Genomic DNA, 23,664 nt, shown 5'->3' on the forward strand with positions numbered 1-23,664 from the left:
CGTTGATATTGCATCATATATGATAAGAACTGAGAGGGGTTATTTATTTTGAAGAAAACATCATGGATTTCCAAACTAACATCCACTATCGCAACAGGTACCGCAGCATTTATGCTATTCGCTGGGTTCGCCAGCGCCCACGTTACTGTTAGCCCATCCGTTGCACAGACAAGCGCATGGCAAACGTACACGATTAAGATTCCATCCGAGAAAGATCTGCCTACAACCAAAATCACCATGAAAGTACCGGAAGGTGTAGCATTCAAGCAATATCAGCCACTGGCTGGCTGGAAAATCACCACCGAGAAGAACGATTCCAATGAAGTCACATCGATCACATGGGAAATTGAAGGTGATAACGAGGGTATCATCGCAGGACAATTCCAACAGTTCAACTTTGTTGCACAGAACCCTAAGGCGGAAGCTGAAGTCGCTTGGGATGCCTTCCAATACTACAGCGATGGCAGTATTGTAGAATGGACAGGCCAGCCAAGTGATGCCAACCCACACAGTATTACAACGATTAGTGAAGATCCGGCTGCTGCTGGTAATGCTGCGGCAGGTGGAGGTCATGCCAACGATGGACATGATAGCGCAGGTACAGAAGTCGCCACTGGAGATAATGCAGCTACCGACGATAGCAAAGCAAACGATGACACCACACTGGGCGATGCACTTAACGACACCGTTACAGGTGAGCCGAATAACACGGATACAGACCCAGGTACATTGAAGCTTCAACAGGCAACATTGATTGTATCCATTCTGGCCCTGATCCTCTCCTTCCTGGGAATTGCTCTGGCGACACGTCGCAAAAAGCGCTAAGAACGATTTGCAGCACACATTAATTTGAAATAGCAAAGAAGCCTATGGCATACGGGATCAACCCCAATGTACCACAGGCTTCTTTTTGTCTATCCACGCTGATTGCCATCCGCAATATGGCAACAGCCATATCACTCTTTAGCGTTCCTGATCCGTCTGAATCATAATCTCGATATATTGCAGCAAGCTTTTCTTCTGCATTTCGATGGATTGAATACGTTTGGACAGGCCCGCAAAAAACTCTTCAATCTGCTGCCTTGTATAATCAGCAGACTGCCCTTTCCAATCGTTCAGGCGACTGTATAGCGCCCTCGCTTCCTGTTCATCGGCTTGCAGACGGGCAAGCAGCTGTGTCAGTTCTTTTTCCGCAATTCGAAGATCATTCAATTCCACCAGCAATTGTCCACCCACTTGCGTTCCCTCCCCCATGTACGTGATAGCGACATTAACCAACCTGACTCCTAATTAAAATGAACAGGACTCTCGTCCGCCTGCCGGAAAGCATCTGCTTTCTCATCGATAAAGTTCAGGAATTGGCTGGTATGTTTCATATGCCATGTGCTAAGTTCTTGAATCGACGCGTCCAGTTGGGTAACAATGGGCTCCAGCCTGCGACTGCGGCTTGTATGCAGGTATTGAGCCATGCGGCTTCGTACCTGATTCAGCTCAGCGTTGCATTGCTGTGCATTTTGCTTCCACCGGGAGGCGACACTTTTCAGTTCTTCTGGCGTTACCTGAATCAAGCCGGAAGCACCTGCCCCAAGAGCCATACCGCCGCCAGACCTGAAACCTAACGGACCAAGGTTCTTGCTGAACGGCCCCATGTGATCCATAAGGCGTGGTGAATAGCGGACTCTCTCTCCAGTAATCGGATCATACAGATCATTGGATATGTATCCATTTTTGAAATTATATTGATCCAGACTGTGATAGTTCTCTCCGCCAAATGAATTCTTGGCTTTATCAATAATGCCCACTCCATCGTTTGCATCCTCATAATTGGAATTAATGTAGTACGTCGATCCCACATGCCGATCATATCCGCCCAGCGTTCCACTGGCTACCAGATCACTGGGATTGGCATAGTTCACAACCTGCCCGTCGAACTCACCCGCTTCAGCCCGGCGACGCATTTCTGGCGTCAAATTGCCCATTACCGATGGTGCACTAAACGTTACGGCTGGGATTCCGGTATAAGCAGAAGCATATTGTGCATTTCCCCCGCCCAAGGAATGTCCGGTCATCGAGAAATTCAGATCCTTATGCTTGTTCTGCATGTGACTTGCGTAGTCTTCGGATTGATACATCTGATTGGCCCAGCCTGTAGGGGAAACGGTTTTTTCAATATCTTTTACGCGATCACCGGTCCAGTTCTCCACGTCTCTTACCCTGTCACCAGCCCAATTCTCCACTTTGGATATACCCGTAAAATCCTTGACGCCTTGGACACCTTTGTCGAGCCAATCCGGCGTAAGATTATCAACAAAATTCCCGGCCTCCTGCTGGCCCTTACGAATCAGTTCTCCGCCCCCAATGCGGCCATCCATGACAAAGTCAGGTACAGAGCGATCCAGGGACGCACTTCCTTCTGTACCTCGATAAGCAATGACCGCTTCCTTGGTCTCAGGATTATAAAATGTTACGGCATCAAAACCTGAAAATTTGTTACTTTCCGTCCCTTCCAGGACCTGCCATCCGGGAAGTTCCGTTAGTTTGTCTCCAGCCTTTTGATCCTGGTAGGCTAGATCAGACATCGTTTTGTACGTTTCATCATCAATATTGGACCCGTTACTCAATAACTACACCTCCCTTTATTTGGCGTATGGATCGTGTCCCTTGGCCATCATCACTTTCTCAATCTCAGGGCTAATGACCAGGTTCTTGGTTACCTTCTTTTTGTAGTCATACGAAATGCCAAAGCTCTGATCTTCATGATCTTTCACATGCCCTTTCAGTCCAATCTGGGACACCGCCATTTCCGGCAACAACTCTTTGCTTGTAATCACAACATCCAGCTCGAACTTCTGCTTGAAGTGCTGAATTACGGTTGCTTCAGCTTCCTGGTATAACGCTTCCTTCTCACTTGCATTCATGTTCTGACAACCTCCCAGAAATATAGTAAACACCATCATTAGTGTGAATAAACCCTTCAACCATCCTGCACGTTTAATACGGATCCCTCCTTTTGGTAGAACGGGGCATTCACCGTATGTGAAGTCCACCCTATTCATCTGTTACCTGCATCATAGTACAAAATCAACATGAGCCATATCGGCTAACAGGATCGTTTTCATGTAACTTTCTTCCTATATGATTCATACAGGGTACTTTGGTGTACATTACCCCGTTTCCTAATTCTTGCAACAGATACAAGGTAATTTTCCCATCCACGACAAAAAGAGCCTGCTCTTGGTTAGAGCGGCCCTCCTTTTTGCCATACTTATCTGCTACTATTCAAGCACCATCCGCAGAGCGGTCAGCGCAATCCCGATAATGAATCCGGTAACCGCTCCGTTGATCCGGATCCACTGCAGATCCTGCCCCACCTTATCCTCAATCATTGAGATCAAGGAGGCATTGTCCATTTTATCTACATTTTCGCGCACGAGGTTACCGATTTTGGAGTGATTTTTCTCCAGCAGTGTTGTGACGCCATCTACAATCTTGGCATTCATGCTTGTCATCAACTCTTGATCTGCCCGCAGGTCACCCAATACCCGTTCAATGGCAGGCAATGCATACGTATCTACATACTGTCCATCTTCCATCGCAGCGAGTGCCTTGTCTCTCAGTTCGGTGAGTTTGTTCAGCACCGTTTCCTCTGCGTTCCAGCCCTCCAGCATATTGTTCTTCCAGCCGTTGACTCCATCTTGCATTGCCTCACTCATTGCCAATCGCACCGTCTGGGTACGTACCATATCAAGCACTTTGTACCTTAGAGCACTGCCTTCACGTTTCATATCCTCTACCCGATCGAAGAGATATCCTTGCAAAATGCCACCCAAACGCTCCTCGTTCATATAACCCAGGAACGCATTCATCGCAAACTGCATCAATCCGTTCATTTGAATGCCGCTGATCGCTCTCATTCCGCTTTCACCCAAAAACATCACATTCTCGGCTTTAACCAGCCATTCTTCGGCTTGCTTCAAACCGTAATCCAATGCTTTGGCATCATAACCCCGCTCTGTCATCTGATGGGCAGCCCGTTCCAGAATCGGACCCAGATCAAAGGCGCCCGCCTGAGATTTGATCTCACCCGCTACGAGTGGAGCAATCTGCTCTAACGGCAGACCCACCAGAATTCGTTTGCAAAGCGTATCAATCATGGTCTTGATGCCGTCATTATGAAGCTCACGCGTCAACGTATCGAGCACCGTCTCTGCTGCTTTGAAATCTGCAATCTTCTCGGTAATGCTGTCTTTGTTGAGCAGGTTATTCTCTACTGCGGAGACCAAACCTTCCGTCATTTTATCCCGATTCTTCGGTAACAATGCCGTATGCGGAATGGGAATGCCGAGCGGATGACGGAACAAAGCGGTCACTGCGAACCAGTCCGCAAGTCCCCCTACAAGTCCTGCTTCAAATGACCCTACCAGCAACTTGCCCACGGGAACGCCCTGGAACGGCAAGGATGCTGCAAATCCCGCGCCCATCACCACGAGAGACCAGGCTGCTGCTTTTTTGGTTTGTTTAGGTTTAGCCATTGTAATCTTGCTCCTTTATCATTAATCGCACGGCCCGGCCTGTACCCGATTCCGCACTCTATCGTTTCTTATGTAAACTCTCCACTAGCGAAGTCATAACTTCCATATTTCGTATACTTCATCTTATCACCCACAAGCGTCAAAACCAAACCTCAGCTTGGCAAAAAAGGACATATAGGGCGTTTACTTTGTAAAATGGACTGCCTCTTTTCCAATACCAGGGAGATTTTAGTATAATCAATCATAACGGCCCTTTGATATCGATTGGCTGCTGAACTACAGGGTAATTACATAATGAGACAATGAATCAATCAGAGGAGGAATTTCGGACCATGAAACACGTGCAGGACACAACCACGCTCTATAACGGAGTCAAAATGCCATGGCTCGGTTTTGGGGTATTCAAAGTTAAAGACGGAGACGAAGTCGTTCATGCTGTCAAAACGGCCATTCAAGCCGGGTATCGCAGCATTGATACAGCCAAAGCGTATAACAATGAAACAGGTGTCGCTCAGGGTATTCGTGAATCCGGAGTAGCCCGTGAAGATCTGTTCATTACCACGAAAGTATGGAATAGCGATCAGGGATATGAATCCACACTGGCCGCCTTCGAAGCAAGCATGGAACGACTCGAACTGGATTATCTGGATCTCTATCTCATCCACTGGCCGGTCAAAGGCAAGTACAAAGATACATGGAGAGCACTGGAGAAACTCCACAAGGAAGGACGCATCCGCGCAATTGGTGTGAGCAATTTCCAGATTCATCATCTGGAAGACCTCATGATTGATGCCACGGTCAAACCTGCTGTCAATCAGGTGGAACTTCATCCACTTTTGATTCAATCGGAGCTTCGTGAGTATTGCAACAAACATCAGATTCAGATTGAAGCCTGGTCTCCGCTCGGACAAGGTCATCTGATGGATCACCCGTTGCTTCAGGACATTGCCGCCAAATACAGCAAGTACCCCGCACAAGTCATTCTGCGCTGGGATCTGCAGAACGGCATCGTGACCATACCCAAATCCGTTACGCCTGAGCGCATTCGCGCGAACGTCGATCTCTACGATTTTGAGTTAACTTCGGAAGAAATAGAGCAGATTAATGGCCTGAACGAGAACAAACGCTTTGGTTCTGATCCAGACAACTTTAATTTTTAATATAAACATCTTAATTCGATTACACCCGCCTTCGATCTTAGAAGAGCGGGTGTTTTGTGATGTGATGTTATAGGCAATCTATTCGTCGTTAAGAATGGAGGCGAGGCCCGCTTACCTATTCAGTGCCGAAAAAAGTTTTTTTGACCATTTAGAACTATTTTATCTCCTCATCAGTCTAACGAGTGTCAAGCGAACTCAAGCAGCACTTGAATCCAGGCCTGGAACGAGCGGTGACTTGAACATTTAGGTTTATCATGGGGGGATCAGGTGTGATTAGACTGAACCATAGAAAGACAAAAGAAGAACAGTTCAGCGAAAAAATAACAGAGATTCAAAATAAATTATATCGACTGGCGTACTGCTACGTTAAAAATGAACAAGAAGCGCTGGATATCGTATCCGAAGCAGTCTATAAAGGGTTCATCGCTTATGGAAAGATGGAATCCATGACTTATTTTGATTCCTGGATGTCACGAATTGTGATTAACACAGCGATAGACCATATTCGACGCAATCAACGAGTGACCTATATGGAGGATCATGTTCAGCAGTTTGTAGCTCCAGAGCGAGGGGCATCTGTGGAAGAGAAAATGGATCTGTATGATGCACTGGATCGGCTCGTTCCGGAAGATAGAGCCTATATTATACTAAAGTTTTTTGGTAATATGCGTTTTCGAGAGATCGCTGAGGTGCTATCCCTGTCAGAGAATACCGTGAAGTCGAGATTCTATCGGATTATCAACAAATTAAAAATGGATTTAATTGAAGGAGAGGTTGGAGATCTATGACAGGTAAAGAACGTTACGAGAACATTGAAATTCCAGCTCAACTTTCAGATGTTATTCGTCATGCGCAGCAAAAGGCTGCCGCTCGCAAAAGCTCATCCCGTATCATTCGCTACGCTTCCAGTCTGGTAGCATGTGCCGCTTTTCTGCTCATCATCAACATTCCTTCCGTCGCAAACGCCATGATCAAAATACCTGTGGTCGGAACGATTGTTCAGGTACTTCAATTCGGCGATGGCGGCAAGGTTACGGATGGCGTAACCGTGGGTTCAGAAGCAACTGAAAATACGCTTAAAATTAATTTTAGCACCGACGAACAGGACCAGGCCCATGATGCACCTTCTTATAATGTCGTACACAAAGAAGCACCGAATCGTGTCCTCTTCACGTTTAGCGGTGCACGTTACATGGATGTAGAGAAAGTCAAAGCCGACTTTATGACCCAACCTTTGGTGAAAGATGTTTATGGTTCCATGATTTTAGACGACTCTTCCGTCGGATTCGTCGTTGTTTTACAAGAAGGGGTACAGTATGCCATTACGGAATTCCAAAACCCCGGATACCTGGAAGTGAAATTGACTTCCGACAGCAAACCGGTCACCCCTCGGAAAGTATACTCTCTCCGCACAGAACCAATGCCTTTTGGAGAATCGATGGGCATAATTAAAGAATCATATCCAGATGAGGACATCTCCTTCCTCAAAACGTCCACTGGTGAGTTTACAGCAGTTATTGGAGAATATCCTTCCGCTGAAGAAGCTGAACAGAAGCTCAAAGAACTCGCCCGGCAACCGGATTATCATGGAGAATTTTATGTGGACAGCTGGATGAGTAACGAAAATCCAAAGGATTAGTTATTGCCATAAGAAAAATCCCGATTCGGATGCCTATGCACCTGAATCGGGATTCTTATATCTTATTCCTTATTTCTATATCAGGTTCTATTCGCTTTTGGATACAAGCTTGAAATCATCAAAGTGGAAACCTGGCGCGACTACGCAAGTTACCAGCACAGGCTCATCGCCCAGCGGGCGCGCTGTCTGCCATACGCCGGCAGGAACGAGCACCTGTGGTGATTGTCCCGCAGCGATATCCATTCCCAGAACAAGAACTTCCTCATTCTCCGGGTTCTCCCCGTTGCCGCCCAGCTTCAGTTCAACCGGACTGCCACTATGCCAGAGCCAAAGTTCATCGGACAGAACGGTATGCCACTCGGAAATTTCATGTGCATGCAGCAGGAAATACGTGGAACTTGCCGAGAATCGTGGACCGGAATATGTATCCGGCAGCACGGACTGTGGAATCTGATAAGATGCCTTCCATTCTTCTTTATACCAACCGCCTTCAACGTGAGGCTGCATATTGAGCGCAGCAACCAATGGCGATAATTCATGTGTCGTCATAACCTGATTCCTTCCTTCTACATCATATTGGAGACACTCCTTAACCAGAGTTTCGCCTCTCTCCCCTTACTCTAAAACATCATGCAAGTTTTGTCACCTTGACAGCACACTTGGCCCATGCCAGATCCCTTCTCCCGGTATTCATCCAAAAGAATAAAGAAACACTCATCTCCTCAATGATAGCGTTTACAAAAAGATGGATTTTCCGTTATGATATGGATATCACTGTTAATCCGTGAAGCAGAGAGGAGCTGTACCATGAGTCTCATAGAGGATCGGATTGGACCCAAATATCGAATCGGTGAACATGCATTCACCATTGAACATATGCGCAGACATGACGGGAATGGTATGCCTCAGCCTCACGCTCATCCATTCTACGAATTGTATTATCTGCTCGAAGGAGAACGCGTCTATTCCATGAATGGTCAGATTCTGTCTGCTCGCAAGGGTGATTTCATTCTGATCAATCCACATGATGTACATACCACCTCCAAAGGAAGCATTCCCGGCTTCGAACGAATCTTAATCGGTTTTTCACCTGCTTTTGCAACGGGGATGGAGCTCGGCATATGTGGTCTGCTGCCATTTAATTGTTCCAGACTCCTTCGTCTGCCTGAGGCAGAACAGCCCGAGATGGAGCGTATATTGTGGCAAATGCTGCAAGAGTGCAAAGAACGCCGCCCTCACTATGAGATCGCCGTAAGAAGTCTGCTCGCCCAACTGTTGATCCGTATTCATCGGGTAGAGGAGATCATTCGGCAGTCATGCCCAGGTCCCCTGCATCCGATGCAGGATAAAATCAGTGAAATTGTCACGTATGTAAATAACAACTATACCGAACCACTTACGCTGGAAGGAGCAGCTAATCGCTTCTATATCAGCCCTTCCTATCTGAGCCGAATGTTCAGCCGATTTACCGGATTTCGGTTCAGCGAATATCTGCGTGTTGTCCGAGTCCGTGAGGCACAGCGGAGACTGCTGTCCACACAAGAGCGTGTACAAATGATCGCAGAGAAAGTAGGATTTGAGCATACGGCTCATTTTAACAAAACATTCAAACAGGTCACCGGTACAACACCGCTGCGCTATCGCAAGGAACACCGGTAGATCCTGAGACACATCATATAAAGACCAAGTGGGTAGCCCTACTCCAGAGATTGCGTATTCTTATATCGGAAAGCATCACAATTACTGGATCAATGGCTACGCCACTCCGGCTGAACAGACCTGTGTATATAAGCCTACTACATACCTTTACCTGCGAATAATTACGCCACTTCGTACTTCAGGACCAACTGAGATCTGGCGCCCGTCTGTATCGGCATCGCCTTCACGACATACAATGCCTGCGGACTCGTGTCCAGTCACCATCAGAAGTCGGCCATCTGCACCTTTGCCCTGAATGCTCTCTAACTCCGCCCCTTTGCACTGGTGCAAATGAACCAAGGGACCTTCAGTAATCTGCGCCTGCAATTCAGCGATATGCAGATGCTTCGCATGAGCACATTGGATTCCACTGCGGGCTTGCACGTTGTAACGCTCAATGCTCACGCCATCTAAAGGCCGCTCTGGCAACCCACTCACGAGCAGCGCAGTGTCCGCACCGGCACAGACCACATCCGAGATTCGAATATCCCGAAACACCGGGGTCTCTTCGCTAATCTCCTGAGACAAGTCACTGCCCCGGGCAGACCCTTCCTGATTGGCATAGAAAAAGGAAAACGATATGGCTTCCATAATGATATCTTTCATATAGATGCGCTCGATCTGAATATCTTCAACTACTCCACCACGTCCACGGGCGCTTTTGAAGCGAAGTCCAATGTCCGTGCCAATAAACGTACAATCCGATACTCGCACATGCCGCACACCACCTGACATTTCACTGCCAATGACAAAACCACCATGACCGTGATACACCGTGCAATCCCGAATGGTGATGTACTCCGATGGAAGACCCAGTTCACGGCCTTCGGCATCTTTGCCTGATTTCAGACAGATCGCATCATCACCGACATCGAATACACTCTTCTCCACCACCACATGACGGCAGGATTCAATGTCCAATCCATCTCCGTTCTGTGAGAACCACGGATTCCGTACACTCACGTTACGAATAGTGATATGCTCGGATGCCCATGGATGTAGATTCCATGCAGGTGAGTTCTGGAACGTTGGACCATCCAGCAGTACCCGTTTGCATCTGCGCAAGCTGACCATGTTGGGACGTAAAAAGTCTCTAACTTCTTCATATGCAGCGACATCACGCACTTGCTCTTGATGCAAACGATTTGCAATGATACCGCCTTCAAGTGCAGCTGTGGATGGCCACCAGATTTCTTCACCCCCACCAGCTTGCTCTACAACACCCCCTGAAGCGATCAATCGGCTCCATTGTGAAGTGGTCATTTTGGAGCGTTTCACCGGACGCCAGGCTTCACCGCCACCGTCCCATATCCCTTCACCGGTAATCGCAATATCCTCCAGTTGATCACCATCAATCGGGGATTGGCAACGGACAACCTGCCAGCCTTCGAAGCTCGATGCAATCAATGGATATTGATCAAAATCTCGGCTAAACGTAACTAGCGCCCCTGCTTCCGCATGCAGCTCGATCCGGTTGCGCATTACAATCGGACCTGTGAGCCATACCCCGGCAGGGATCACAATTCTGCCACCTCCTGCTTCGGCACATGCCGCGATGGCAAGCCGAAACATTTCTGTATTATCCGTTACGCCGTCTCCAACAGCTCCATAGTCTGTAAGCTGAAAATCCTGAGCCGGAATGACAGGCAAATCGGCTTCATAAGCTCGAATATCGGACTGGGCACTTGCTCCTGTCGATAATGAGGAGTGATATGTATTCATTGTGCATAATCATCCTCTCTACCTGTAATGGAATTGTTATGGGATCAATCATATCAATGGCAAGAAGTGCAAGGTTAAGCTTTTTTGCCATGTACACGTGGAACTTGATGCTATTTGTTTTTATAATTCAAAGTCATAAATCAAACACCACTCTCAGTATACTCTATACAACTATTCCAAAGGTTGGAAAACAACTAGGAGAATAGATTCATTTTTCTGTCAGGATTCGTCACAAGGCATTTAATAACATGACAGATATATAACACATTTACTGGCTATAGCCCTAGGAAACCCATTACTTATGTCATGTTTTATCACAAACCAATTGCCACAAGCAGGATGACTATGTATGATTAAATAACTAGTTTCAATATATTCCTTAATATTCCTTTTCCAAACAAACGTTGCAGAAAGGATGGGGTTTACTCTTGATTGAATTTAGGGGTGTCCAAAAGCATTTTGGTCATTTTCATGTCCTCAAGGATATCCATCTTCACATCGAAGAAGGAGAGGTCGTCGTCATTATCGGGCCTTCCGGCTCCGGGAAAAGCACGTTACTCCGTTGTATTAATCGCCTGGAGACCATTACCGAAGGTGAACTTGTCGTCAGTGGGATCCCTCTGCATCAGAAAAAGGTGGACATTAACCTCTTCCGCCGTGACATCGGCATGGTATTTCAACACTTCAATCTCTATCCTCACAAAAAAGTCATCGATAACATTACCCTTGCACCTATGAAGGTGCGTAAACAACCCAAAGAACAGGCAGCCGCAACCGCAATGAAGTATCTAACCCGGGTCGGCATTGCCGACAAAGCAGACAGTTATCCCTCCCAGTTGTCCGGTGGGCAGCAACAACGGGTAGCCATCGCCAGGGGGCTCGCCATGGAGCCCAAAATTATGCTGTTTGATGAACCTACCTCTGCACTCGATCCCGAGATGATCGGGGAAGTCCTCGATGTGATGCGCTCCCTTGCCCATAATGGCATGACCATGGTCGTCGTTACTCATGAGATGGGATTCGCCCGCGAAGTTGCGGACCGGGTCATCTTCATGGACGAAGGCCGAATTGTAGAAGAGGCTACCGCTGCCGAATTTTTTGACAACCCCAGAGAAGAACGAGCACAGCAATTCCTGAGCCGTCTGATTCATCATTGAGAATAATCCACTATTCCATTTTGAAAGGGGTCTTTTTTCATGAAAAAATTATTGGTATGGCCATCATTTATACTCGTCCTCATTCTCTCGCTGGTATTGTCAGGTTGTAGCACAGGCGAGGAGAGCAGTAGTGGCGGTTCTGGCGGGGATGCTGAAGCCAAAGGAACAATCGAACAGATTAAAGAGCGCGGCAAACTCATTGCCGGTGTGAAATATGATACGAAGCTATTCGGATTGAAAGATCCCGCAAGTGGCAACGTTGAAGGATTCGATATTGATATCGCCAAGGCACTCGCCAAACAGATCCTTGGAGATGAGACCAAGGTCGAACTGAAAGAGGTCACTTCCAAGACACGTATTCCCATGCTGCAAAATGGAGACATCGACATCATCATTGCTACGATGACGATCACGGATGAGCGTAAGGAACAGGTGGATTTCAGTGATGTTTACTTCGAGGCAGGCCAATCCCTGCTGGTAAAAAATGATAGTGCGATTACCGGCTTGGAAAGCCTCAGCGGGGTGAAAGTGCTCGCGGTGAAAGGCTCCACGTCCGCTCAGAACATTCGCGAGAAAGCCCCGGACGCTGAGGTACTTGAATTCGATAACTATCAGGATGCATTCACTGCTCTCAAAGCAGGTAAAGGCGAAGCGCTGACCACAGATAATATCATCCTTATCGGCATGCAACAGACAGATAACAGCTTCCAATTGGTTGGTGGCAATTTCACAAGTGAACCTTATGGTATGGCCATTCGCAAAGGCGACACTGCCTTCGTGGAAGAAGTCAACAAGCTGCTCAAAAACATGAAAGACAGCGGGGAATATGACACATTACATGAGAAATGGCTGGGCTCCAAGCCCGAGTAATTCCGATTAATGATGAGTAGCGGTGTTTTCGTCTGCTGGATGCGATGCATGAGCAGGCGTAATCGCCGTTTTACCATCCTGGAGAACGGAGGCTTCGCCTATATGGGCACATTGGATTTCAACGTACTGATGCGACACTCGGATCGTTTTCTGGAAGGATTCCTGAACACCATTCAAGTGAGCATTATGGCTCTGATCGGCAGCTTTATCCTTGGTGCAATCCTGGCTATCTTTCGGATATCCCCTGTGAAACCGCTGAACTGGATCGGCACAGCTTTTGTGGAATTTATCCGAAACATTCCACTGTTACTGGTTGTGTTTTTCTTCTATCTTGGACTGCCTGCACTCGGCATTTCGCTGGACGGATTTGTCTCCGGTACGCTGGGTCTGACCATCTACACCGCTACTTTCATTGCCGAAGCGATCCGAGCGGGCATTCAGACGGTGCCGCGGGGACAATTGGAAGCGGCAAGATCCTCCGGCTTGTCCTATGTACAGGCCATGAATCTGATCATTCTGCCCCAGGCCATCAAGATTGTACTGCCGTCCATCGGCAACCAGTTCATCAATTTGGTCAAAAACTCATCTATTCTTGCCGTTGTTGCCGGAATGGATCTTATGTATTTTGCCGACTTGGTTAACTCGGATACGTTCCAGCCGCTAAGTGTGTACACCATTGTTGCCCTGTTCTATCTGGTGCTGACTCTACCACTCAGCTTTCTGGTGCATTATATGGAGCGCAGGTTTGGACAGAGCGATGCAGAGGCGCGCAGCACCAAGGGCAAACCGAAGAAGAACAAACCGGCAGGTCAAGTCACCATGTAACAGATTGACTTATACCTGCGCAGATTTTTAGGGAGATATATTGGCTTGTCCAGGTGGTTTAAATGAGTACTGGATCGTCTGTGTTTTACTGGCATTGGTGATCACGTCACAGTGCATATTGTAATTCACTGCTACGGTGCTTGAGTTGCTTTTACACAGTCCATGCCCCATCTATTGATCTTCGATATTCCATTCCTGCATACAGAAGGAGGCTAATAAAATATGGACTTTAGCGGGGCCTATGCCTGGCCCAACCTTCGTTTCCTGCTTCACGGATTCCTGATCACCCTGCAGGTAGCGGGGCTATCCATTGTATTCAGCTTCATACTCGGCACCGTGCTGGGTACGTTACGGTTTACCCGTATCCCTGTTCTGTCGCAGATCGTCGCGGTGATCGTGGATACGATTCGCAATCTGCCGCTGCTGCTTATCATTTTCTTCATCCACATCGTACTTCCGCAGCTCGGGATTAAAATGTCCGTCTTCTGGTCCACCGTCGTTGGACTGAGCCTGTTCGAAGGCGCGATGATCGCGGAGATCGTCCGTAGCGGTCTAAAGTCAGTTGAACGCGGTCAAGTAGAAGCCGCCCGCTCCTCGGGCTTGAGCTACATGCAGACCCTTGGTGGCATTATCATGCCACAGGCGCTACGCCGCATGTCCCCGCCAATGGTCAGCCAGTTCATCTCACTCCTGAAGGATACCTCACTGGCGATCATCATCTCCCTGCCGGAGCTGATGCACAACGTGCAGATCCTCGGCGGCCAAAGTTTCGATTACATCATTCCGGCTTTGCTGCTCGCAGCCGTATTGTATTTTGTCATCAACTACACGCTGTCCATTGTCGCAAGGCGACTTGAGGCACGCATGAATTGAGACAGTCCAAAGACTCCAACCCCACTTCAACGTGGTTTTGGAGTCTTGTTTGTCTTTATAGGCTATAGGCTCGGAACAGAGCCCCTCTCCCATTCCAACTTCGCACCACGCCATAACTAAAAACAACCGACTGCATTATGCAATCGGTTGTCTGTTCATGAATCCGTTCTTATATTTAAAACGATTATACTCATTAATCAGTTCATCCAGGAGCATCGATTGTTGAAGGACTTTGTTGTCTTGCATGCCATGATTCTCCGCCAAACGACTTAACTCATGCCTATTCCGTTCGATTTTATCTTTGATCTGCTTCGGTTCACTCATAGCATGCACCCCCTCTTTGTATAACATTTTAGGATACATTGCCAAAAAATTCATATTTTATTCCTTTGCAGAACAAAATATTTATTTACATCGAGATACTTTCAACATCAAGCATTTTGCATAGAGATATGACGTCTGTCCTTTTCTACAAGATGTGGGCAAAGATTTTTGTAACATGTCTACATATCGTATTCGAAAATCCTCGAATCCTTAACGTTAAAGTGATTTATGGACATATTATCCATTTTACCCTAAGTATTATTTGCACCTTTCTCCCGCACGAAGTTAATAACCACATCCGACAGCAAATTTATTCGTATAGATAATTGTCATCACCATTCTGCATGCCAAAATAACGAAGTCTGTAACCCTCTCGATAACGAGCACATAATGGACCAATGAAGGAGTCATTCTCAAACTCAATGTAGCCTGTTAAATAGAGTAGGATCAGATATTCCTCAAAACGTGGATTGCCAAGAGTCATCTCACTCTCTGCCATTCCATAAAATACTTCAATTTCAAGAATTAATAGAAGCGAAAATCCTCGCACAGTGGAATTGATGATCCATGCAAACTCCAATGGCTCATGGATATCCTCATCCTTGTTCAAGCTAATTAATTGCTTGGTTCCCCTCTCATCCTTAAATACATAAGCTGCAATCGCCTGATCAAATTCCGCATGAGGATCATTGCGTAAGTCGGAAAACTCCTCTAAATCTACCTTCTCAGCGTAAAACTTCTCTGTTAGCCGTTCATCGATCTGCTCTAAAGTGAATGGATTAGGAATGTTCAATGTTATATATTTGTCGTAAAGCTTCTGAATATCAATTTGCAATGATAAATCCTCTTTTCGTTATAAATAAACTAATGGACAGTACAAATAAGCGCCCCATCTCCATATCCCGGAAATAAGACGCATGTTATTGAAGACTTTAATACCAAATATTCCTAATATCCACCTGCACCATGATTAAAAATCAGATTTATAATATTATTTATACCACCAGTAATACTAGAAAACATAATGAAAGAACTAAACAGCGTTAATACCAACATTGCTTTTTTTCTCATATCGACCATAAACCTCCTTGATAATACTTTTATATTGGGACTCTATTGAATCAGAAGCCTGTGTTCTGTATTCCTCAAATAAACTCACACAATAAATTATGGTGGAGTCATCCTTGATCTTGTGGGCAGAACTCAGACAAGTAAGCAGGTCCCTGAATCCTTCATTATGCCTGGCTTTAGACAACTGGTAGAACGCTAATTCAGCCCAAAATTTAGTATAACGATCATCTTTTATCTGTGTAGTATAACTACTCTCATAGTTAGAATCATTAACTAACATACGGATAAACGAATCAAATCTTTTGAGAACATGGTCAACATTCAGTTGGTATTGATTAGCCGCTTCCATAACTTTGACAAGTCCAAGAAGAGTTTCATTTTCATTTGCTTCTATAAAGTCGAGATAAGAGTTAAGCGCATTATAGTCGCCCGTCATCAACTTATATAAATAGGTATTAACTTCAGCCCAATCTTTAAATCGCTTTATAAAGAGTTGATCTTCTGTAGTAGATTCTTCAATAACAATATCTGAATAGAAAGAAGTATACTCTAGCGCCTTTTCATACTCTTTACGCTCTCCCCATACAGTTGCTATTAATAAGTAAGCATAAAATTTATAAGTAAATAACGGGTGTTTGGAGGCTCGAATAAACTCCAATCCCTTTTTTTTATTTTTATATTGTTCCAAAAATTTGACTCGTTGCAACAGTTCATCGGCTAACTGAAATACTTTATCCCAATGACATAACCCATTGTATGTATTAGCCAGCTCCCTAATCGCATCCAGCTGCCGTTCCTCATCCAGCCGATTAATATACGGTTCAAAATGTACGGCTGCACGCAGATTCTCATGTTGGTCCTGACCGAGAGATAACGTGAAGATGCGATACTGACACAGAGCGAGACGTTCCGAGTGCTGATATTTCTCACACTCCGCCACACATTCGTACAACATCCGTGCGGCCTTCGTCTGTCCACGCTCAAGCATGCCTTCCGCCATCTCGAACAACTCCGAGATATACGAGCGATCATCGGTCACTTCCTGAATAACCTTCTGAATACATTCCAGCTTGTCCAATTCGGCACAGCGCTGCAGGAATGGCTCCAGCCTTCTCCAATGGGGTGCCGATTCCACGAAACATTCAGCTCCATAGATCTCGTAGAAATACCCTTCTTCCAGCTTCATGCCTTGGGTAATCAGATCCAGTTGCGCCATAGCGATGGGCCGAGTCCCCTTAATAATTGCACTAAGCGTTCCGGCGTTAACTCCCGATATATCGGCAAAATACTGAAGGGTGTACCCTTGTTTCCTGATGTAGTCCTCAATATATGAGCGTATCGTAGTTGTAGGTTCCATGTATCCCACCTCCACAATTAAAATCCATAATTTTGAATTTATATGATAAGCACAATTTTAATCCTAAATTTTACAGCGGTCAATAAAAATCGTGGCAATTTCCTTCGCATGTGTGCAAGGAAGCCTGAACTGAATTTTTCCTTATAGAAAAAATCCATTAGAAGAATCCGTGAGAACGTGATACATTTAATGCAACTTACATATCCTACTATTTCAATAGGATTATACAACACAGATGCGATCAATTCAGTTCAAGGAGAAGGTCAGATGAAATTTGCCTTATTTAGTCTCATGATGAATCTGCCTAATGCCGTAACCGGGGAAGCTCTGACGACTCAGCAGAAATTCCACAATATATTGGAGCAGGCGAAGCTGGCTGAACGACTGGGATTTGATGCCTATGGGATCGGTGAACGACATGGTGCGCCTTTTCTATCTTCCTCGCCACCTGTCGTATTAACCGCAATAGCCGCAGCAACCACACGCATTCGGTTACTAACCACCGTCACTGTTCTTAGTATACTTGATCCAGTCCGGGTTGCCGAGGATTATGCCACGCTCGATCAATTATCAGGCGGACGGCTGGAGATGATCATCGGGAAAGGCAATGACCCTCGACACTATCCGCTGTTTGGCATAAGCGAAGAGGAACAATGGGACTCACTCGATGAACGGTATCATTTGCTAAGACGGCTATGGTCTGAAGAGAATGTCACCTGGCAGGGAACGTATCGCCCTCCGCTTGAGGGCGTGACCACGTGGCCCAGGCCGCTTCAGCAGTCCATCCCAATCTGGCATGGTAGCGCGTCCAGCACGGTCTCAACCGAACTCGCTGCCAAATATGGCGAACCGCTCTTCACGTCGAATTCTTTTCACCCTCAGGCCAAATACAAAGCGTTAATTGATCATTATCGGGAGCGCCTTGATTATTATGGTCATGATCCGCAGCAGGCAGTGATTGGCTCTGGTGCCGGCAGTCTGTATCTTGCCAATACGGGTGAAGAAGCCATCCGCCGCTATAAGCCATACTATGAAGCGTTCCATGCCACCGCCGCCGCACAGCATAACCAGTCGCCCTTCACCGATCTGGAGGATAACATTGCACGTGGTCCTGCGTTAATCGGCAGTCCGGAACAGGTTATTGAGAAAATTCTGGACTATCATGCCGCATACGGACATCAGGTGCTGAGTATCAGCGTAGATGGATTGACGCATAGCGAGCAGTTGGAGCAAGTGGAGCGTTTTGCCAAGGAAGTGGCCCCTGTATTACGCCGTGAACTGCCAAGTTCAGTATGGAATGAACCCCCGGTGTTAACCCAGCACTCATCCTTCCTGTCCTCTAATGTTACAGACTCACGGCCCACAGCCATCTCACCTATATTCCAGGTTTAAAGTTTCTTCCACGTACCATATGCCACACGCGTTCCCTTCCAGGGTGATTCCTATGAATCGCCCTCTTCCCTCCTCTTCCTCCCTGCTATATCGCCGCTCTCCCTATACCTGGTTGAACTGAATGCCTTCAAACAGTGAACGGAGCAACACATCTACAAATGCATCATCCATCGCTTCACCGGTCACTAACATGCGATAGAACACCGGTCCATAGATCAGATCAATGTATAGTCCAATATCCATCCCACTCTTCAATTCACCACGCTCCACGCCCTTCTCCAGAATTCCCCATGCTTCACGCCGACGTGGCTGGATGTATCTTGTGCGGTATTCTTCGGCAAGCCCTTCATCCGATTGCCCTTCTCCGATAATCTGCGTAATCACTTTTCCTTCCCGACTGGTCAAAAAACGAACCAGATTACTCGCATGTATGCGTATATCTTCCAATACCGAGCCTGTATCCGGTACGGGTAATCTTGCCGTTGCGGCAGACATATATCCGTCCATGATGACAGCGCCTTTGTTGGGCCACCATTTGTAGATCGTGGCTTTGCTCACCTGTGCGCGCTCAGCAATCTTCTCGATCGTAACAGCCCCGAATCCGTGTTCCAACAACAACTCATAGGATGCGTTAAGAATGGCATTCTGGGTTTCCATGTTACGCGGACGTCCTCTTTTGGCAGTCATCTTGAGCCCTCCTGGATGTAAAAAATATATTTTATCATCAGTAATATTCATAAAAACGATACGTTCATTATACTAAAATGCATTGCGTACACACAATTCACTCTCCGTTCACCTTTTCATCCTCATTAAAGTCTCATTAAAATATATAGAGCCTATTTACAATACTAAACGTTTAGTTTATTATATGTTTTAATTAGTGAACACAACGTTTAGTAATTAACTTTTTAAACAGCACCCGTTTATCTGGAATATCGAATTTTTAATACGAATATGAAATCTGTGGAGGATGATTAAGATGGATATGAGACAACAAGTGAAGAAGGCACCTATACCTGCCTGGATTATTTTTTTGCTGGCATCCGCTTGTGGATTGATCGTGGCAAACCTGTATTATGCTCAGACCGTTATCGGACCGATTAGCATGACCACGGGCCTTTCTTCTGCTGCTGCCGGATTGATTGTAACATTGACTCAGATTGGTTATGTTATTGGTTTGTTATTCATCGTGCCGCTCAGTGACATTATCGAGAATCGACGCCTGGTCGTTCTTTTCCTCATCGTACTGGTTGTTGCCCTGATTGCTGCGGCTTTCTCGCACACTGCTGTTGTATTTTTGACTGCCTCTCTATTCATAGGTATAGGTTCTGTTGTCGCTCAGATTCTGGTGCCCTATGCGACATATCTTACTTCCGAGGAACAACGCGGACGGGTTGTCGGCAATGTAATGAGTGGTCTGCTACTGGGCATCATGCTGGCTCGTCCTGTCGCAAGCTTTATCACCAGCTTCTTCGGATGGCAGACGGTCTTTGTATTCTCCGCCATTGTCATAACACTTCTAATGCTGCTTCTATCGCGTGCTCTGCCTGCTCGCCAACCTGAACCCACCTTGAAGTACGGACAATTAATCATATCCTTGGGCACACTGTTCAGAACGATGCCGCTGCTACGCCGTCGGGCGATCTATCAGGCCAGTCTGTTTGGTACATTCAGCTTGTTCTGGACTACGGTTCCGCTCAGGCTGGCTAACGATTTTGGCATGTCACAGCAAGGCATTGCCTGGTTCGCACTGGCTGGTGTTGGAGGTGCCATTGCCGCTCCCATCGCCGGGAGATTGGCAGATCGCGGACTAACGCGTATTCTCACGGGTGCTGCCATGATCATCGCTGCGGCTTCATTCGGTTTGGCTTATGTGTTCCAGAGCCACTCCACGTTTGCATTGATCCTGCTTGTGATCGTGGCGATCACACTGGATATGGCTGTCTCGGGTAATCTGGTATTGGGTCAACGCATTATCTACTCCTTAGGAAGTGAAGCGAGAGGGCGTGTGAATGGCATATTCATGTCGATCTTTTTTGTTGGCGGTGCGATGGGTTCATCTCTTGGAGGCTGGTCGTATGCTAACGGAGGCTGGAGTCTCACAACGCTGATTGGCCTGATCATGCCGCTGCTTGCTTTGTTGTATTACTTTACGGAAAAGAAAGCGCTAGTCGTCAGCAATAAATAGAATGAATAGATCGTTCAATCCGCACGACGAAAAAAGGGCAGACTGATCTTCAGGATCAGTTCTGCCCTTCATGTTGTAATCATCACTTGGCTCCCTATGACAGAGCAAGATATCACTATGATTAAGATGGATACATCTGCGTATTAGGCTTTACTGTGAAGGGTAACTTGGTACCCGTCTGGGTCGGCAAATGTAAAAGTTCGCCCGAATGGTCCATCTATGGGTACAGATGTAATCTTAACGCCTGCCGCAGCAAGCTTGTCGTGAATGTCTTGTGTATCCGGGGCATGAAGCCACAGGGCGATACCAAGTCCTGGCTGAGTACCTGAACCGAGTTCGGTTCCTGGCAATAGGTCACGAAGAGCAAATGTAATAGGCTTGGTATTAAAGACCACCGCATGAGGTGGTCCCGCCTGTGAACGTACCAGTCCGAGATAGTTTTGATAGAATTCGGCAGAGCTCTCAAGATTGCTCACTTGAAGTGAAATGAAATCGGGTCCGATTACTGACATAATGTTGTTCTCCTTTATATATGGGATTGTTTATATCTGGATCATACAAGACCGCTCTTGCCAACAGTATGTCAGTAGTGTTCTTTTTTTTTTGATCCAAAATAAAAGAGCACTCCTTCGGAGTGCTCTTTTATCGTCTTTCTCCTGCTGTTGTATCAATTCCACCTTACGCTACGCTTACTCCACCTTGAATCTTGCAGCCGATTCGGCCAACTTTTGCGTCAATTGATCGATTGTATCGACCATGTTCGCCAACTGCTGCACCGTGGAAGACTGCTCCATCATAGTTGCTGTTACTTCCTCAACCGAAGCAGATACCTGCTCCCCTGAAGCAGACAAGCTATGGGCTGACTCCAGTACGTCATCCTTGTTCTGCAACATCTCTTGCATCTGTCCTGCCATCGTGGCGATCTGTTGATTAATGACCCTTACTTTCTCCAATATCATATCAAATGCCTGACGAGTCTGAATGACAAGCTCATCCTGCCTGGACGAGATGGTATGAATTTCGGCAACACTTTGGTTGTTCTCGGCGACATCGGCCAGATTCTGCTCGATAATGCTGGAGATTTCCTTGGACTGGCGGGAACTCTGTTCTGCCAGATTGCGAATCTCTTCGGCCACAACCGCAAATCCTCTACCATGCTCTCCAGCCCGTGATGCTTCGATTGAAGCATTCAATGCCAGCAGGTTCGTCTGCTTGGCGATCTGGCTGATGGCTTCCGTGATCTGACTAATACTGCCCGAACTTGTGTGAAGTTTGACGGTAATCTCCGAGATTTTTTCCACTTCCCGTTCGTTCACCTCATTGATACGCATCAGTTCATTAACAACTTCACTCCCATTGTGAAATACAGATTCGATCTCATCCGCTTTTGCCTTCACATCCTGTGCACTACTGTTCATGGCAGCCACTTTATCACCAAAGCTGTTGAATTTGCCTACAATCTGCTCGGTATCTTCCGATTGAGCCTCCATCGCCTTCGCAATCCCCATGGACGTCGCTGATGTCTCATCAATGGATCTGGCCGTCTGTTTGGAAGTCTCCTCCAATTCCTGGGTACTGGCCTGGAGGACATGAATCGAATTATTCATATCAGTAATCAGGTTCCTGTTCTGCTCCACCATGCCATTGAAGCTCTCTGCCAGATCCTTGAATTCACTGTGATATCTGCCATTAGCCTTAACGGTGAGATTCCCTTGAGCAAGCTGTTTGAACAGTCCTATCAGACGAATGATAGGTCTCGTAATACTACGAGAAATCAACAATCCCACGCCAATCGCCAGAGCAACTCCGATCAAGGTCACGATAATCATCTGGCGCTGCATATCCTCTAATGGACGTTTGATATCATCATAATCATCAATAATGACCACGGAGAGATCTGCACCTGGAATTTGATTGATCCGATAGTAGGTATCATCTCGATCCATCGAAGCGATTTTCACTTTGTCGGTGGCTCTGGCCTCCAAAAGTTCCATGGCTTCCTTGTCGTCTTCCAGTGTTTGTCCCACAATGGAAGGGTCCAATGAATCATACATAATAATGCCGCTCCGGCTCAACACTTCAACTCTGCCTTGACCATTAATCTGGATGCCCCCGAGTTGGCCCAGGAAAAAGCTGCTGTCCACCGACATGGCGAACACACCCAAAATATTGCCCTCTTCATCCAAAATGGGCTCCGAGAATACAATAATGAGCTTCTTGCTAGTCTTAGAGACAACGGCATCACTGATGAAGGATTTCCCCTGTATGGACTCCTTGAAATATTCACGGTCTCCCCGTGGCTGTCCAATAACATCCGGCATGGTTCCCGCCACAATGTTCCCTTCCTTATCAAACACGAACAGGTCCGGCTTGGAGCCTTCCGTATCGGATATACTATCGGCGAGAACGGTATTTGCTCTGTTGAAATATGGATTCTCATCTGTGAAAAAGGTCTCATCTGTCATTTCATTTGTATCACGCAACTTCAAGAGTTCTTTAAACGTACTATGTACAGACATCGCATGACTTAATTGTTGTTGAAGCTGCATCGCTGTCCAAAGCCCTTCCCCAAGGCGGTCAGCCATTACATTTATTTCATCCTTGCTTTTCCTGACCACAACGTCAGATGAAATCATATAACTTGTGGTCGTTGCACCAAGCAGAACCAGAACAACCAATACACTGATCATGATCGGCAGCTTGATTTTAAGGGACATATTTTTGATCCTATGCCCTACCCCTTGTCTTTTCCCCATTTTCAATTCTCCCCACTTCCTGGACCATCTCCATCTGTACGATGTATATTCATTATCGGAAAAATGCGTAGTGTAATTGATCTATTAGGGAGATATT

Annotated in this window: 23 protein-coding genes; 11 read left to right on the forward strand and 12 right to left on the reverse strand. The window is 46.5% G+C overall.

The features are described 5' to 3' along the window. The first annotated feature begins 48 nt into the window (after positions 1–48). Positions 49–825: a YcnI family copper-binding membrane protein gene (locus MHH93_RS20850; RefSeq protein ID WP_500055586.1), complete on the forward strand. Its 777-nt coding sequence runs from the start codon at positions 49–51 to the stop codon at positions 823–825. A gap of 138 nt (positions 826–963) precedes the next feature. Here MHH93_RS20850 and MHH93_RS20855 read toward each other — a convergent pair whose 3' ends face one another. From MHH93_RS20855 to MHH93_RS20870, 4 genes are all read right to left on the reverse strand, one after another. Further along, on the reverse strand, positions 964–1,236 hold the full coding sequence (locus MHH93_RS20855) for a hypothetical protein (protein ID WP_091018402.1): 273 nt from the start codon (positions 1,234–1,236) through the stop codon (positions 964–966). Between the two features lie 50 nt (positions 1,237–1,286). Next, a complete protein-coding gene (locus tag MHH93_RS20860) occupies positions 1,287–2,579 on the reverse strand; it encodes a Tle-like phospholipase domain-containing protein (protein ID WP_500055644.1) in 1,293 nt (430 codons plus the stop codon). Between the two features lie 57 nt (positions 2,580–2,636). Then, entirely contained in the window at positions 2,637–2,918 is a 282-nt protein-coding gene (locus tag MHH93_RS20865; protein WP_091038121.1) for a hypothetical protein, read from the reverse strand. Between the two features lie 357 nt (positions 2,919–3,275). After that, positions 3,276–4,532, reverse strand: a complete 1,257-nt coding sequence (locus tag MHH93_RS20870; RefSeq protein ID WP_500055587.1) for a DUF445 domain-containing protein — start codon at positions 4,530–4,532, stop codon at positions 3,276–3,278. Positions 4,533–4,864: 332 nt separating this feature from the next. Here MHH93_RS20870 and MHH93_RS20875 point away from each other — a divergent pair, with 332 nt between their 5' ends. The 3 genes from MHH93_RS20875 (at position 4,865) to MHH93_RS20885 (ending at position 7,331) form a co-directional block, all read left to right on the forward strand. Further along, positions 4,865–5,692, forward strand: coding sequence for an aldo/keto reductase (locus tag MHH93_RS20875; RefSeq protein WP_500055588.1), 828 nt, complete (start codon positions 4,865–4,867; stop codon positions 5,690–5,692). 269 nt (positions 5,693–5,961) lie between these two features. Beyond that, the gene (locus MHH93_RS20880) at positions 5,962–6,480 is read left to right on the forward strand and encodes a sigma-70 family RNA polymerase sigma factor (RefSeq protein WP_500055589.1); all 519 of its coding nucleotides are present in this window, start codon (positions 5,962–5,964) and stop codon (positions 6,478–6,480) included. Then, the gene (locus MHH93_RS20885) at positions 6,477–7,331 is read left to right on the forward strand and encodes a hypothetical protein (protein WP_500055590.1); all 855 of its coding nucleotides are present in this window, start codon (positions 6,477–6,479) and stop codon (positions 7,329–7,331) included. The genes MHH93_RS20880 and MHH93_RS20885 overlap by 4 nt, the downstream gene beginning before the upstream one ends. Positions 7,332–7,418: 87 nt before the next feature. Here MHH93_RS20885 and MHH93_RS20890 read toward each other — a convergent pair whose 3' ends face one another. Then, positions 7,419–7,880, reverse strand: a complete 462-nt coding sequence (locus tag MHH93_RS20890; RefSeq protein ID WP_017691032.1) for a cupin domain-containing protein — start codon at positions 7,878–7,880, stop codon at positions 7,419–7,421. Positions 7,881–8,138: 258 nt separating this feature from the next. On the opposite strand from MHH93_RS20890, the gene MHH93_RS20895 reads away from it, so the two are divergent. Next, on the forward strand, positions 8,139–8,990 hold the full coding sequence (locus MHH93_RS20895; protein ID WP_500055591.1) for a helix-turn-helix transcriptional regulator: 852 nt from the start codon (positions 8,139–8,141) through the stop codon (positions 8,988–8,990). Between the two features lie 147 nt (positions 8,991–9,137). Here the strand turns inward: MHH93_RS20895 and MHH93_RS20900 are convergent, their stop codons facing one another. Beyond that, on the reverse strand, positions 9,138–10,751 hold the full coding sequence (locus MHH93_RS20900; RefSeq protein ID WP_500055592.1) for a glycoside hydrolase family 28 protein: 1,614 nt from the start codon (positions 10,749–10,751) through the stop codon (positions 9,138–9,140). 428 nt (positions 10,752–11,179) lie between these two features. Between MHH93_RS20900 and MHH93_RS20905 the strand changes: the two genes are divergently transcribed. The 4 genes from MHH93_RS20905 to MHH93_RS20920 all read left to right on the forward strand — a co-directional run bounded on the left by MHH93_RS20905 (position 11,180) and on the right by MHH93_RS20920 (position 14,476). Beyond that, a complete protein-coding gene (locus MHH93_RS20905; protein ID WP_421893485.1) occupies positions 11,180–11,908 on the forward strand; it encodes an amino acid ABC transporter ATP-binding protein in 729 nt (242 codons plus the stop codon). Positions 11,909–11,947: 39 nt separating this feature from the next. After that, the gene (locus tag MHH93_RS20910; RefSeq protein ID WP_500055593.1) at positions 11,948–12,778 is read left to right on the forward strand and encodes a transporter substrate-binding domain-containing protein; all 831 of its coding nucleotides are present in this window, start codon (positions 11,948–11,950) and stop codon (positions 12,776–12,778) included. A 102-nt stretch (positions 12,779–12,880) separates the two neighbouring features. After that, the gene (locus tag MHH93_RS20915; RefSeq protein WP_500055645.1) at positions 12,881–13,603 is read left to right on the forward strand and encodes an amino acid ABC transporter permease; all 723 of its coding nucleotides are present in this window, start codon (positions 12,881–12,883) and stop codon (positions 13,601–13,603) included. A 222-nt stretch (positions 13,604–13,825) separates the two neighbouring features. Continuing rightward, entirely contained in the window at positions 13,826–14,476 is a 651-nt protein-coding gene (locus MHH93_RS20920; protein WP_500055594.1) for an amino acid ABC transporter permease, read from the forward strand. 135 nt (positions 14,477–14,611) lie between these two features. On the opposite strand, the gene MHH93_RS20925 is transcribed toward MHH93_RS20920, so the two are convergent. From MHH93_RS20925 to MHH93_RS20935, 3 genes are all read right to left on the reverse strand, one after another. After that, entirely contained in the window at positions 14,612–14,800 is a 189-nt protein-coding gene (locus tag MHH93_RS20925; RefSeq protein WP_440391828.1) for a Spo0E family sporulation regulatory protein-aspartic acid phosphatase, read from the reverse strand. Positions 14,801–15,110: 310 nt separating this feature from the next. Then, positions 15,111–15,635, reverse strand: coding sequence for a pyruvate kinase (locus tag MHH93_RS20930; protein WP_500055595.1), 525 nt, complete (start codon positions 15,633–15,635; stop codon positions 15,111–15,113). 198 nt (positions 15,636–15,833) lie between these two features. After that, positions 15,834–17,228 carry a helix-turn-helix domain-containing protein gene (locus MHH93_RS20935; protein ID WP_500055596.1) on the reverse strand — a complete coding sequence of 465 codons (1,395 nt, stop codon included), beginning with the start codon at positions 17,226–17,228 and terminating at the stop codon, positions 15,834–15,836. 267 nt (positions 17,229–17,495) lie between these two features. Between MHH93_RS20935 and MHH93_RS20940 the strand changes: the two genes are divergently transcribed. Next, positions 17,496–18,620, forward strand: coding sequence for an LLM class flavin-dependent oxidoreductase (locus MHH93_RS20940; protein WP_500055597.1), 1,125 nt, complete (start codon positions 17,496–17,498; stop codon positions 18,618–18,620). Between the two features lie 102 nt (positions 18,621–18,722). Here the strand turns inward: MHH93_RS20940 and MHH93_RS20945 are convergent, their stop codons facing one another. Continuing rightward, complete coding sequence (locus tag MHH93_RS20945; protein ID WP_500055598.1) at positions 18,723–19,307, reverse strand: TetR/AcrR family transcriptional regulator; 585 nt, start codon at positions 19,305–19,307, stop codon at positions 18,723–18,725. Between the two features lie 295 nt (positions 19,308–19,602). Here MHH93_RS20945 and MHH93_RS20950 point away from each other — a divergent pair, with 295 nt between their 5' ends. Beyond that, on the forward strand, positions 19,603–20,811 hold the full coding sequence (locus MHH93_RS20950) for an MFS transporter (RefSeq protein WP_500055599.1): 1,209 nt from the start codon (positions 19,603–19,605) through the stop codon (positions 20,809–20,811). 143 nt (positions 20,812–20,954) lie between these two features. On the opposite strand, the gene MHH93_RS20955 is transcribed toward MHH93_RS20950, so the two are convergent. Next, a complete protein-coding gene (locus MHH93_RS20955) occupies positions 20,955–21,323 on the reverse strand; it encodes a VOC family protein (protein ID WP_500055600.1) in 369 nt (122 codons plus the stop codon). Between the two features lie 177 nt (positions 21,324–21,500). Then, positions 21,501–23,567, reverse strand: coding sequence for a methyl-accepting chemotaxis protein (locus MHH93_RS20960; protein ID WP_500055601.1), 2,067 nt, complete (start codon positions 23,565–23,567; stop codon positions 21,501–21,503). Positions 23,568–23,664: the final 97 nt, after the last annotated feature.

It is taken from the genome of Priestia sp. FSL H7-0729, assembly GCF_038005685.1.
In the GTDB taxonomy this organism is placed as follows: Bacteria; Bacillota; Bacilli; order Paenibacillales; family Paenibacillaceae; genus Paenibacillus.

What these genes read in the sequence shown, in the direction of transcription:
- MHH93_RS20860 (WP_500055644.1), bottom strand. Translation starts at nt 2,579, where the DNA reads ATGTCTGATCTAGCCTACCAGGATCAAAAGGCTGGAGACAAACTAACG.
- MHH93_RS20865 (WP_091038121.1), bottom strand. Translation starts at nt 2,918, where the DNA reads ATGAATGCAAGTGAGAAGGAAGCGTTATACCAGGAAGCTGAAGCAACC.
- MHH93_RS20870 (WP_500055587.1), bottom strand. Translation starts at nt 4,532, where the DNA reads ATGGCTAAACCTAAACAAACCAAAAAAGCAGCAGCCTGGTCTCTCGTG.
- MHH93_RS20875 (WP_500055588.1), top strand. Translation starts at nt 4,865, where the DNA reads ATGAAACACGTGCAGGACACAACCACGCTCTATAACGGAGTCAAAATG.
- MHH93_RS20885 (WP_500055590.1), top strand. Translation starts at nt 6,477, where the DNA reads ATGACAGGTAAAGAACGTTACGAGAACATTGAAATTCCAGCTCAACTT.
- MHH93_RS20890 (WP_017691032.1), bottom strand. Translation starts at nt 7,880, where the DNA reads ATGACGACACATGAATTATCGCCATTGGTTGCTGCGCTCAATATGCAG.
- MHH93_RS20895 (WP_500055591.1), top strand. Translation starts at nt 8,139, where the DNA reads ATGAGTCTCATAGAGGATCGGATTGGACCCAAATATCGAATCGGTGAA.
- MHH93_RS20900 (WP_500055592.1), bottom strand. Translation starts at nt 10,751, where the DNA reads ATGAATACATATCACTCCTCATTATCGACAGGAGCAAGTGCCCAGTCC.
- MHH93_RS20910 (WP_500055593.1), top strand. Translation starts at nt 11,948, where the DNA reads ATGAAAAAATTATTGGTATGGCCATCATTTATACTCGTCCTCATTCTC.
- MHH93_RS20915 (WP_500055645.1), top strand. Translation starts at nt 12,881, where the DNA reads ATGGGCACATTGGATTTCAACGTACTGATGCGACACTCGGATCGTTTT.
- MHH93_RS20920 (WP_500055594.1), top strand. Translation starts at nt 13,826, where the DNA reads ATGGACTTTAGCGGGGCCTATGCCTGGCCCAACCTTCGTTTCCTGCTT.
- MHH93_RS20925 (WP_440391828.1), bottom strand. Translation starts at nt 14,800, where the DNA reads ATGAGTGAACCGAAGCAGATCAAAGATAAAATCGAACGGAATAGGCAT.
- MHH93_RS20935 (WP_500055596.1), bottom strand. Translation starts at nt 17,228, where the DNA reads ATGGAACCTACAACTACGATACGCTCATATATTGAGGACTACATCAGG.
- MHH93_RS20940 (WP_500055597.1), top strand. Translation starts at nt 17,496, where the DNA reads ATGAAATTTGCCTTATTTAGTCTCATGATGAATCTGCCTAATGCCGTA.
- MHH93_RS20945 (WP_500055598.1), bottom strand. Translation starts at nt 19,307, where the DNA reads ATGACTGCCAAAAGAGGACGTCCGCGTAACATGGAAACCCAGAATGCC.
- MHH93_RS20950 (WP_500055599.1), top strand. Translation starts at nt 19,603, where the DNA reads ATGGATATGAGACAACAAGTGAAGAAGGCACCTATACCTGCCTGGATT.
- MHH93_RS20955 (WP_500055600.1), bottom strand. Translation starts at nt 21,323, where the DNA reads ATGTCAGTAATCGGACCCGATTTCATTTCACTTCAAGTGAGCAATCTT.
- MHH93_RS20960 (WP_500055601.1), bottom strand. Translation starts at nt 23,567, where the DNA reads ATGGGGAAAAGACAAGGGGTAGGGCATAGGATCAAAAATATGTCCCTT.